An 11,699-nucleotide genomic window follows, 5' to 3' on the forward strand; every position below is an offset into this window, starting at 1 on the left:
CTCTGGGTTAAAGGTTGTTTAGTTCAAAGCTCCAACGACCATTAAACGCTTGATAAGCACTTACTTTGGCCTGTAATGAAGCAATTGTTGAATCAACAGCGTTCTCTTGCGCTATTAAAACATCCTGTCTCGCATCTAACAACTCTAAGTAAGGAATTTGTCCTTCTTGATACATTGCTTGAGCTTGACCAAATGCTTTATTCGCATAATTAAAACGCTGATCAGCATAACTTAACTGTTGCTGCTGTTTGACTAGCCTTTGTAAAGTAAGTTCACTATCGCTAATGGCGTTTAATACTTTACTTTGGTAGTTACTGTAAGCGGCTTCACTTAAAAATTGCTGTGCATCACGCTGAGCTAATAATGCAGGATAGCTGAGCAATGACCATTCAACTTTTGGCGTTACTTGCCATTGTTGCACAGTATCTTCTAAACCATTACTGGTTAAGCTCACCACACCTGCAAACCCTGCCAAACTAATATCAGGCAGTAACGCTTTTGAGGCTGCAACACTCAATGAATAAGCCTGACTAAATTGATACAAGGCACTGGTGATATCGGGTCTCAGTGCCATTGCTTCACTCGCTTTACTAAACGACACGCTAAATTGGTGGCTGAGTAACTCAGGCTCTTCGACCAATGTTATGTCGCTTGCAAGTCGACCGGTTAGCACCGCAAGGGTTGCTAAGTCGCGATATTGCAAGTAACTAAGCTCAGGAATAAGCGCTTGTTGTTGCTTTAACTGCGCAAGGGTGCGGTTAAGATCAAGCTCATTCGCAACACCCTCTTCTACTCGCGCTTTTAGTACATCAATACTTTGCTCGAGTGCCTCGATTTGCATCTCAATGATAGCTTGCTTTTGCACATTACCTTGATAGCTGACATAGCCTTGCACCACAGCTGAAACCACTTCAACCTGTAATGCTCTTAGCTGCTCTGCTTGGTTTAATGCCCCCGCATTAGCAGCATCGACTAACGCGGTAATACGGCCGAACAAATCAAGCTGCCAATTAACATTAACCCCAGCGTTTGATTGACGTGTAATAACGCCATCTAAGCTGCTGCGCTCTGCACCTACGCTTAGGCTGCCCTGCGGATAATATTCCGCGCGGGCTGCACCTAAACGGGCAATGGCTGCATCAAGTTGAAGTTGACTGGTTTTTAGGTCGTGATTCATTGCTAATGCATCAGTCACTAAATTATTTAACTGGGTTGAATCTAAACGACGCCACCAGTTATTCTCGCTCGCGCCTTCGTTTTGTTCACCAATTTGTGTATCACTTACAAATTGCGTCAGGCTAACTTGCTGCTCTTGCATATCTACGCTTTGTGCGCAGCCAGCTAATACACCGGCTAACAGCATTGCACTTAAAACTTTGCCTTGTTTAAAGATTGCATGAAGAGGCTTATGCATCATCTTGCTCCTTCTGCGATTTTTTCGTTACTAACATATAAAACACCGGGGTGAACAATAAGCCGAACACGGTTACACCAATCATGCCTGAGAATACAGCGTTACCCATGGCATGACGCATCTCTGCACCTGCGCCTGTGGCTAAAACAAGGGGTACAACACCTGCTGTAAAAGCAATTGACGTCATTAAAATTGGACGAAGTCGTAAGCGACACGCTTTAATAATTGCTTCAAGATGTGTCATCCCACCTTTATGCTGATCTCGTGCAAACTCAACCATTAAGATGGCATTCTTACTTGCTAGTGCAACGAGTACAATTAATGCAATTTGCGTAAAGATGTTGTTGTCATCACCTACAAGCCACACACCTAACAAGGCCGAGAAAATAGTCATAGGCACAATCAAAATAATCGCCAGAGGTAGTCTTAAGCTCTCGTATTGGGCAGCAAGTACCATGAACACGAGCAATACAACGAGTGGGAAAACATACACCATGGTGTTACCCGCTAATATTTGCTGATAAGTTACTTCTGTCCATTCAAACTCGATACCATTTGGTAATGTATCGGCAAGAATTGCTTCAATCGCATGCTGCGCTTGGTCAGAGCTATAACCTGGCGCTGGGCTACCATTTAGTTCAGCTGTAGGGTAACCGTTATAGTGCATTACACGATCTGGCCCTGTTGTTGGCGTGACCGTTAATACAGAACCTAATGGCACCATCTCACCCATGCGGTTACGCACTTTAAGATTCAAAATTTGCTCAGGATCTTGGCGGTAATCAGCATCAGCTTGTGCATTAACCTGATAAGTTCGACCAAACAAGTTAAAGTCATTCACATACATCGAGCCTAAGTACACTTGTAAGGCATTGAATACTTCATCAAGTGGAATACCTTGAATCAGCGCTTGCTCACGGTCAATGTCGATATCCATTTGTGGCACTTGAATTCTAAAGCTTGAGTAAAGCCCCATTAATGCAGGGTCTTGCTGAGCTTTAGCAATGGTTGCTTGTAAGCTATTAAAGAGTGCTTCAAAGCCTTTATTAGCACGGTCTTCAATTTGTAGTTTAAAGCCACCAGTTGTACCTAAACCTTGAATTGGCGGTGGCGGGAATACCGCAACAAATGCTTCATCAATAGCGGCAAATTTTTGATTTAACTGAGCCGCAATCGCCATTGCTGACATACTCGGATCTTGACGCTCTTCAAAAGGTGCAAGCGGAGTAAACACAATGCCGCTATTAGGGCTATTGGTGAAACCATTAACAGATAAACCAGGAAACGACACCGTATTTGCAACACCCGGTACTTGTAATGCAATTTTTTCCATTTCTTGCACGACTTCTTGGGTTCTATCTAAGCTTGCCGCATCAGGTAACTGTGCAACAGCCACTAAATATTGCTTATCTTGCTGTGGAATAAAGCCACCCGGTACAGCATCAAATAATTTAACTGTGCCACCAACAAGCGCAATGTAGGCAACTAATACAATCACACTCATGCGAATCAGTTTTTGTACCAGCTTTTCGTAGCCATTTGCACCTTTATCAAACAAGCGATTAAAAGGCTTAAATAGCCAATTACCAAATACACGGTTTAATAGCTTAGTTAAACGGTCTGGTTTTGCATCATGACCTTTTAATAACAATGCCGATAACGCAGGCGATAGTGTTAATGAGTTAAATGCTGAGATAATCGTTGAAATAGTAATAGTTAACGCAAATTGCTTATAAAATTGACCAGATAAACCAGTAATAAATGCCGTTGGAATAAATACCGCACACAGTACAAGTGCAATGGCGATAATTGGCCCTGTTACTTCTGTCATGGCAACACGGGTTGCTTCGAGTGGCGACAAGCCTTGCTCAATATTACGCTCAACGTTTTCAACTACAACAATGGCATCATCAACAACAATACCAATGGCTAGAACCAAGCCGAATAACGACAAGGTATTGATTGAAACGCCAAGCCATTGCATAACTGCAAACGTACCAATTAAAGACACCGGTACCGCAATCAGAGGGATAACCGATGCACGCCACGTCTGTAAGAACACCACTACAACGATTACAACTAGCGCGATTGCTTCTAGTAGTGTTTTGATAACAGCATCGATAGAACCGCGTACGAAAATTGTTGGATCATAAACAATGTCATATTCAACACCCGCCGGAAAGTCTTTCGATAATAGCTTCATGGTTTCACGCACTTGATCCGAAAGCTCAATCGCATTAGAACCTGGGCGTTGAAATACTGGCATAGCAAGTGCTGGCTGACCATCGAGCATTGCTCTTAATGCATAGGTGTCTTGTCCTAACTCAAGGCGTGCAACATCACTTAAGCGTGTAAGCTGACCTTGTTCACCTACTTTGATGATCACATTTTCAAATTCTTCTTGTGAGCTTAAGCGCCCTTTTACGTTCATCAGAATTTGAAACTGATTTGTTTTCGATGTAGGTTGTGCACCTAAACTACCCGCGGCAACTTGCTGGTTTTGCGCACGTAGTGCATTAACTACATCCATGGCAGTTAAATCACGTGCCGATAGTGCATCGGGGTTTAACCATACGCGCATTGAGTATTGACCACCACCAAACATACGTACATCACCCACACCCGGAAGACGTGCAATTTGGTCTTTGATATACAAGTCAGCATAGTTCGCTAAGTAAGTTGTATCATGCGTTTTTTCAGGTGAGTATAAATGCACTACCATGGTTAAATCTGGTGATGATTTTTCTGCTACGACGCCTAAACGCTGAACTTCTTGTGGTAAGCGTGGCAGTGCACTGTTTACACGGTTTTGCACTTGTACTTGTGCTCGGTCTAAGTCAGTGCCTAACGCAAAGGTAACTGTTAACGTCATACGGCCATCACTGGTTGCTTGCGAAAACATATACAACATGTTTTCAGTACCATTGATTTCTTGCTCAAGAGGTGTTGCAACAGTCTCAGCAATAACCGTTGGGTTTGCACCTGGGTAACTTGCTGTAACAACAACTGTTGGCGGCACCACCTCTGGATACTCACTCACTGGCAATTGAAATAACGAAATTGCCCCTGCGATGAGAAAGATAAGCGACAGCATCGCTGCAAAGATGGGTCGCTGGATAAAAAAGTGTGAAAATTTCATTTTGACCTACTGTTTAGCAACCAAATCTGAGTGATTATTTGAAAGAGTGAATGCAATACCGTCGCTATTAATCGTTACTTTATTAGGCGAAATTGGCATACCTGGACCCACACGAGCAGGACCGTTCACTGCAATCACATCGTTTTCGTTTAGTCCCGATTTAATTGCTCGTAAGCTGCCATAACGCTCACCAACAGTAACTAACTTATATTCAAGAACATTGCCTTCACCAACGGTTAGAACAAAACGATTCTTTAAATCTGTGCCAATAGCACGCTCCGGCACGATGACCTTTTCGCTTACTTTATTGCCTGCAAGCTTAATGCGGGCGAATGAACCAGCACGAAGTTGTTGCTCATCATTTTCAAACACGGCACGAACACGAAGAGTGCCTGTAGTTTCGTTAATTTGGTTATCAATGAAATTAATTTTGCCATTAAAGTTAAAGCTGGTTTCACCCACTTTTTGCATCACAACCGCTTGTTCACTTTGTGCCGTTACATCAGCAAATGACTGATTCCACGTGCGCTCATCAATATCAAAATAAGCATACATTTGCTGATTTGATACGATACTTGTTAACACACTTTGTCCGGCAAGTACGTTATTACCTTTGGTGATGTTGGCACGCGATACTACGCCATTTATTGGCGAGCGAACTTTCGTAAATGCTAAATCAAGCTCAGCTGCAGTTAGCTCAGCCTGAAGAGCAAGTAATTGTGCTTCTCGTTGTCTAAGGGTTGATTTACGAGACTCAGCTTGCTCAGTTGAAATCGCTTTACGCTCAGTTAAGCGCTCTGCGCGTTTTGCTTCACTTTTAGCTTGTTCAAGTGCTGCCTTGGCGCTTTCGATTTGCGCTTTTAAGCTATCAACCACTGCAGCAAAGGGACGTGCATCAAGGGTGAAAAGCAAATCCCCCTCTTTAACGCTATCACCTTCCTTAAAATTAATTTTGTCGATAACACCCGAAACACGTGGCATAAGCGCTACTTCTTGTGGTGCTTCTAAGCGCGTTGTATAGGTGTGCCAATTTTGTACGGGTTTAACCAGTACTTTTGCTACATCGATAGGTTGTAAATGCTGTTGCTGCGCTGCTTGGTTGGCTTCAGTACCGCACCCTGCAAGCGTTAAGCTCGCAATGGTGACAGCCACTGCAAGAATAGATTTGTTCATCACGACTCTCCTGTTAATAGATTGGAGACAATGTTACGGAACTAATTAGAGGATAAAAACGATAGATTTTTAAATTCATTAATGCCAGAATGGCACCAATAAATTTTAAGGAACTGCTATGGATACCACCAGCCGTTTATTAATGCTGCTTGAAGTGATTGAACGAGGCTCATTTGCTAAAGCTGCAGAGTCTAGAAATATAGACCGTTCTGTCATTTCGAAACAAATTAGCCGTCTTGAAGATGAGTTAGGGGTGCGCTTACTAAACCGTACAACTCGTTCTTTTTCGTTGACTGCTGCAGGCGCTGAAATGGTAAAAAAAGCAGCTGAACTCAGGGATTTATTATCAGATACTGTTAGACTGGCCGAGAACTATCACCAAGAACCTCGTGGCACGTTAAAAATTACCTCATCAAGTATTATCGGTAAAAGGTATATTCAACCAGTAATTAATGACTTTCAAAAACGTTTTCCGCAAGTTGAAGTTGAGCTTCGTTTAGACGACAGGCTGATTGACTTAGTATCAGAAGGCTATGACTTGGCTTTTCGTGTTGGCGAACCAAAAGACTCGTCATTTATTGCCCGTAAGATTGCCCGCAACCGTATGTTACTGTTGGCCTCACCAGAATTTATTAAAACTTACGGCATGCCAAAGCATGTTGAAGATTTAAAAGAGCTGCCTGCCGCTAGTTATTCAAGCCCAAGTAAACGCATTAGTGGTATTCGCTATCGTAATGCCGGTGGCGATATTATTGAGCAGGATATTAAAAGTGTCTTTCGTGCTAACGATGCGGAAGTACTTTTGATGAAGGCAATTTCAGGAAATGCCTATGTTCTTGCACCAGCATTTATTCTTGATGATGAGGTAAAACGCGGAGATTTAGTACCAATTTTAACCGATATGGAATTACTCGATTACAGCGCAGTGTACGCGGTTTACCCACATAGAGATTTACCAGTAAGAACACGTTTATTCTTTGATGCTATGCGTGAATACATTGGTAAAGATGTTCCTGTATGGGAGGCGAACATTCCTGATTTTGATACTATGTACAAAGGCTAAGTTTAAAAAGCACTAACTCGCTTTATTACGTTGTGCAAATTGTTCGCTTAACTCATAAGCCGTTACAACTCTATTTCGACCTTGCTGTTTTGCTTGGTATAGCGCATCGTCTGCACGCTTAATAAAGTTTTTAAGGGTTTGATTTGGCATGTAGCAGGCAACACCGATGCTAATAGTCAAATTGATCGCCTGCTCATCAATATTGTGGATAGTTGTTGATAAGTGCTCGCGCAGCATATCTGCAAATTCATATGCACTTTGCGGGTCGCTACCTGGTAAGAAGATAGCAAACTCTTCACCGCCAATTCGAAATACATAGCCTTTACTTATGCGTTGCCTAAAGAAACTGGTTACTTCAATTAGAATACGATCGCCAACATCATGGCCGTATTGATCATTTATATTCTTAAAGTAATCAAGGTCGAGCATTAAGATAAATAAGCCATTTTTGTTTTTCAGCTCAACTTCAAAATAATGGGTCATCGCCAACCGGTTACCTGCCCCTGTAAGTGGGTCAAGTAAAGCTAAGTTTTCGAGTCGTTTACCATATTCTGCACGACTATTCTCAAAGGTGTGAGACACCGCCCAAATACTGATGTACGTGAATGTAAAGTTGAGTAAAAAATTAATGCTATTAAGGGGCTCAAGACTTGATTTGGTGAAAAGAAAACCGCCTTGCAGTACCGCAACGACCAATGACAAAACTTTGCCATACTGTTTGCCTAATAATAAATAAAATAGAACCGGTAATGAGCAAGTCCAAATGAACAGCAAGCTTTTAATATTACTGAGGTAAGTACCCAATGTGACAAGTAGCGTTAAAAACACGCATAAGGTGAGCGACTGCCATAGATGACCATTGCGTTTTCGGGTATAAAAAAAGATATAAAAACAAAAGGATGCAAAAACGACTTCTAATGCACCAAGAACCCAAAAGTCATTTATAAAGAGATTAAAAACGGCGAATATTCCAGCTAGCACGCCAAGACAAAAGCCCATCCATTTAAGAACGGTATTTCGTAACGCTTGAGTGCCCCTTAGCGCCCCAATATCCATCCAGTTTCTCGTTATTGTTATAATTGCCTAATTTTAACGCGAAATAATAGATATAGGAACAAGTTATTAATAAAAAGTGCATAAAAATGCAGACGTTTTCATAAGCACAAGAAAAACTAATAGTTTTTAACTTTTATTTACAAATAATGAGATTCAAGCTAGCAGCAGTTTCACATCGCGTAAAAGCACACCTTGCAGCTAATCATCAATCAAGTCACTGACCTCTTCAATTAACTCATCAAACTCATCATGAATATTACGGCGCTGTTTGTCGGTTAATGTAGGCTTTAGCTCCAATAACAAGCTAACGTAGTTATCAAGGTTTTTATCATCGGCGGCAATTAACTCATCGCTCATAAAGGCAAAACGATCATTAATGATAACAGCGAGCTTGCTATCAAAGTCTGCTGGTTTTTCCTCTTGCATAAATAACGTTTTTAATGCATCTAAACGCTTTTGTTTGTATTGCATCCATAGTAAAAATGTACTTATACGGCTATTTGATGAATTTTCTATCAGTGTTTGTTGCTGTGCAGAGAGCTTGGTACCGAACCACTCTTTATAGTTTTCAAGGTTTTCTTCTAAACGTTCTTGAGCATGTTGCTCAGGTGTTTTCTCTTCGTGCTCTTTGTACTCATCGTTAATGTTTTCTTGTAAGGCAGCGACAAACTCAACTCGCTGCTTGTAAGTTAGTGAGTTAGCTAACTCAATAAGTTCGGGTTCAATTTTATCAACCAAGGTTTGCCAGTGTTGTTTTGCTTGCACAAAGTGTGCTTTAAGTTCGCTATGGTTAACTTGCTTATCTAACATAGATTTTAAGCTTTCGAGGTCACTCTTGTATAAAGGTAGCTGAGTTTCCCTGTGCCAATCACGACTGGTTTTGACAATATGCTTAAATTTATCAGCTTGGTCGCCATTTAGATCAACATAATCATCAATCCAAAACCCTGATAACCAGCCTAAGTTATTGTAAGTGAAGCTAGGAGAGCACCCCGCGACTGAAAACAATAAACTGAAAATTATTAGATACTTTGATAGCTTTTTCATTGTCTTTTTTTAAATCCTGTTTCTAAAACATAGTAAAGTTAACATTGAGAACAAATATTCAGCAATAGCATATAAATGAAATTAATTATCATTTAGGTATTGACGAAAAAACAAACCTAAGTAATAATCGTTATCAACAACTTGGCTCGCTAAAGTATTCTCACGGCAACATCTTGCTGTTAAAGGCTTTGATGTTGTTTTACCAAGTTAGTTCAAGACGTAACTCTTGATTGTCATCTGTTTCCTCGACCCAAGCAGCGACATAAAACGTTACACTTTACTTGCTACATTGCTCATATCGGTGACGGTAGATATGACACTAAAAAGCCCATCATGGGCTTTTTTTATTTCTTTAATTTTTCTGTAAAATCTGTATCTTAAGCCTACTTGTTAATTACAACGCTTGCCGCTGTCTATAAATTAGGCATTTACAGCTGTTGGGTCTAAACTATAAGAGATGTTTTGCTCAGTGACTGTTTGGCAATGCATTTTATCAATAGCTGATTGCCTATTATTGATACATAACACATTTGGAGGCAGACTATGATCAAGCCTAATTTTAAATCACTACTGTTCGCTAGTACGTTAATCCTCTCACCTTTTGCAAATGCCAGTCTTGAAGATGCCCAATTAGCGGCTAATGAAGGTCGTTTTGAAGAAGCACTTCATGAATTTAATTACCTTGCTGATAGAGGTTATGCCCCTGCAATCTATGAGCTTGCTAAAATGTACGAAGGTGGTTTTGGTGTGCAACGAGACTATCGAAAAGCGGCAGAGTTGTATGAAAAGGCTGTAAAGAAAGTACATGCTGATTCAATGTTTGCATTGGGTGTGCTTTATCAAGAAGGTAAAGGTGTTAAACTTGATAAAGAAAAAGCGATTTCACTTTTTGAAATGGCATCAAAAAAGAATCACCCTGCAGCTCAATATAATTTAGGCGTTATGTACGCTAATGGCGAAGGTGTTATTCAAGATTATCGCACCGCGCTTAGCTGGTACCAAAAAGCTGCAGCGAATAACTTTACTCTTGCTCAGTTTAATATGGCCTTGATGTACTACGAAGGTTTAGGAGTACCCAAGAACCTTGAGAAATCATACATTTGGAATACAATTGCTGAGTACAATGGCAATATGAATGCAAGTCATAGTCGTAAACTAGATGAGCGCAATATGATGCCAGCAGAAATTGAAGCTGCTAAAGAAAAAGCAGACGCAATTTATGCAAAAATACAGGCAGGCCTTTACGCCCCTGACGGACGTTTGTAAACAAGTAATGTACTTGCGCTTAACGGCGCAAGTACATCCATTTTAACAGTTTAATTAACAGCTTATTTTGTTTTAACAATAGGCTTGTGCGTGGATTAAACTTTCCTGATACTAGGGTATTTCTTGCGTGGCTAAAGGTTTTAAATCCCTCAACACCATGATAGTGCCCCATTCCTGATTCACCAATGCCACCAAACGGTAACTGATCTGCTGTAACCTGCATAAGTACATCGTTAATCGCTAATGTACCGCTTCTGATTGATGAACTTAGCTTACTAATTTTCTCTTTGTCATGGCCCAATATATATAATGCAAGTGGTGAGGAGTCACCATTGATGGTGTCAATCACTTGTTGCTCTGATTCATAACTTTTAATAGGTAGTAAAGGGCCAAAGATCTCATCTTGCATTACACGCATATCATCATTAACTTGCGTTAAAATATGTAACCCCATGCGATGTTTAAGTTCATCAACTTGGTGCCCTTCAATAGGCTCAAACACTTGTGCACCTTTGTCTTTTGCATCAAGCAGTGTTGCGCTTAAACGTTGGTACTGCGCATCAGAGACGATTGAAGTTAGGTTTTTACCTTCAACACCTTGTTTATAATACTTCTTATAAAGCTCACTCAACTGTAAGACTAACTGATGTTCAAGCTTTTTAGGCACAAACACATAATCTGGCGCGACACATATTTGCCCCGCGTTGTTTAATTTACCAAATAATAGTGTTTTTGCAGCTTCTTTAATATTCACATCTTCTAAAATCACTACCGGTGACTTGCCACCTAACTCAAGAGTCACAGGGGTTAGGTTTTTACTGGCAGCTTGCATTACTTTGCGCCCTACTGATGTCGAGCCTGTAAAAAGTAAGTGGGCAAACGGTAGGTCACAAAAGCATGCTGCGGTATCGGCTTCACCTTCAACAATGATGCAGTGCTCTGCAACTGTATCTGCCATCAGCTGTTTGATAACATTATTGGTATGCGGCGTAAATTCGCTTAGCTTTAACATCACTCTGTTACCAGCCGCTATTGCGCTTATAACTGGCACTAAAGCCAATTGAATTGGGTAGTTCCAAGGTGCGATAACGCCTACTACACCCTTAGGTTGGTAATGAATATGCGCTGATGAAGGCCACAAACTAATACCGACGCTGCGCGATTCGTTACGGGCCCATTTAGGTAAACGTTTTATTGTATCACTAATCGATTTCACAGTTGGCAGCAGATCGCCTAACACCGTATCAAACTCAGTACGATAACCAAAGTCTTTACTGGTTGCTGCAACTAAGGCCTGTTCATTTTCAATGAGGCGAGTTTTGATGGTTTTTAAAAGCTTAATACGCTTATCAAGCGCTAAATAAGGCTCAGCCAAAAAGGCGTCATTAAGTTTTAAAAATTTGCTGTGTAATTGTGCGTATATATCAGTCAAAAGGTCATCTCTTGATAAACGATTTTAGCCACTATAACCAGCTATAATTATCTGAGCAACTTTATAAATGTAAAAACAGCGCTCATAGTGAGCGCTGTTGATGGTTGGA

General features: G+C 40.9%; 8 protein-coding genes. 2 read left to right on the top strand and 6 right to left on the bottom strand.

Annotated features, from left to right (window positions below; translation table 11 throughout):
• Positions 1 to 7 precede the first annotated feature (7 nt).
• From J8Z25_RS20015 to J8Z25_RS20025, 3 genes are read right to left on the bottom strand one after another with little or no spacing between them, the layout of a single operon-like run.
• Positions 8 to 1,414, bottom strand: a complete 1,407-nt coding sequence (locus J8Z25_RS20015; protein ID WP_130053013.1) for a TolC family protein — start codon at positions 1,412 to 1,414, stop codon at positions 8 to 10.
• Positions 1,407 to 4,553, bottom strand: coding sequence for an efflux RND transporter permease subunit (locus J8Z25_RS20020; protein WP_250662142.1), 3,147 nt, complete (start codon positions 4,551 to 4,553; stop codon positions 1,407 to 1,409). The genes J8Z25_RS20015 and J8Z25_RS20020 overlap by 8 nt, the downstream gene beginning before the upstream one ends.
• Positions 4,554 to 4,559: 6 nt before the next feature.
• The gene (locus J8Z25_RS20025; RefSeq protein WP_130052465.1) at positions 4,560 to 5,726 is read right to left on the bottom strand and encodes an efflux RND transporter periplasmic adaptor subunit; all 1,167 of its coding nucleotides are present in this window, start codon (positions 5,724 to 5,726) and stop codon (positions 4,560 to 4,562) included.
• Positions 5,727 to 5,844: 118 nt separating this feature from the next.
• On the opposite strand from J8Z25_RS20025, the gene J8Z25_RS20030 reads away from it, so the two are divergent.
• A complete protein-coding gene (locus J8Z25_RS20030; protein ID WP_130052466.1) occupies positions 5,845 to 6,789 on the top strand; it encodes a LysR family transcriptional regulator in 945 nt (314 codons plus the stop codon).
• Positions 6,790 to 6,801: 12 nt separating this feature from the next.
• On the opposite strand, the gene J8Z25_RS20035 is transcribed toward J8Z25_RS20030, so the two are convergent.
• Both J8Z25_RS20035 and J8Z25_RS20040 read right to left on the bottom strand, forming a co-directional pair.
• Complete coding sequence (locus J8Z25_RS20035) at positions 6,802 to 7,845, bottom strand: GGDEF domain-containing protein (RefSeq protein WP_130052467.1); 1,044 nt, start codon at positions 7,843 to 7,845, stop codon at positions 6,802 to 6,804.
• A 198-nt stretch (positions 7,846 to 8,043) separates the two neighbouring features.
• Positions 8,044 to 8,892 carry a DUF6279 family lipoprotein gene (locus tag J8Z25_RS20040; RefSeq protein ID WP_130052468.1) on the bottom strand — a complete coding sequence of 283 codons (849 nt, stop codon included), beginning with the start codon at positions 8,890 to 8,892 and terminating at the stop codon, positions 8,044 to 8,046.
• Between the two features lie 543 nt (positions 8,893 to 9,435).
• On the opposite strand from J8Z25_RS20040, the gene J8Z25_RS20045 reads away from it, so the two are divergent.
• Positions 9,436 to 10,158, top strand: a complete 723-nt coding sequence (locus J8Z25_RS20045; RefSeq protein WP_130052469.1) for a tetratricopeptide repeat protein — start codon at positions 9,436 to 9,438, stop codon at positions 10,156 to 10,158.
• 19 nt (positions 10,159 to 10,177) lie between these two features.
• Here J8Z25_RS20045 and J8Z25_RS20050 read toward each other — a convergent pair whose 3' ends face one another.
• Positions 10,178 to 11,590, bottom strand: coding sequence for a coniferyl aldehyde dehydrogenase (locus tag J8Z25_RS20050; protein WP_130052470.1), 1,413 nt, complete (start codon positions 11,588 to 11,590; stop codon positions 10,178 to 10,180).
• Positions 11,591 to 11,699 lie beyond the last annotated feature (109 nt).

It is taken from the genome of Pseudoalteromonas sp. SCSIO 43101 (genome assembly GCF_023650775.1).
GTDB classification, from domain to species: domain Bacteria; phylum Pseudomonadota; class Gammaproteobacteria; order Enterobacterales; family Alteromonadaceae; genus Pseudoalteromonas; species Pseudoalteromonas apostichopi.

Excerpts from the sequence above, each read along its gene's own strand:
- J8Z25_RS20015 (WP_130053013.1), bottom strand. The coding sequence starts at position 1,414 with ATGCATAAGCCTCTTCATGCAATCTTTAAACAAGGCAAAGTTTTAAGT.
- J8Z25_RS20020 (WP_250662142.1), bottom strand. The coding sequence starts at position 4,553 with ATGAAATTTTCACACTTTTTTATCCAGCGACCCATCTTTGCAGCGATG.
- J8Z25_RS20025 (WP_130052465.1), bottom strand. The coding sequence starts at position 5,726 with ATGAACAAATCTATTCTTGCAGTGGCTGTCACCATTGCGAGCTTAACG.
- J8Z25_RS20030 (WP_130052466.1), top strand. The coding sequence starts at position 5,845 with ATGGATACCACCAGCCGTTTATTAATGCTGCTTGAAGTGATTGAACGA.
- J8Z25_RS20035 (WP_130052467.1), bottom strand. The coding sequence starts at position 7,845 with ATGGATATTGGGGCGCTAAGGGGCACTCAAGCGTTACGAAATACCGTT.
- J8Z25_RS20040 (WP_130052468.1), bottom strand. The coding sequence starts at position 8,892 with ATGAAAAAGCTATCAAAGTATCTAATAATTTTCAGTTTATTGTTTTCA.
- J8Z25_RS20045 (WP_130052469.1), top strand. The coding sequence starts at position 9,436 with ATGATCAAGCCTAATTTTAAATCACTACTGTTCGCTAGTACGTTAATC.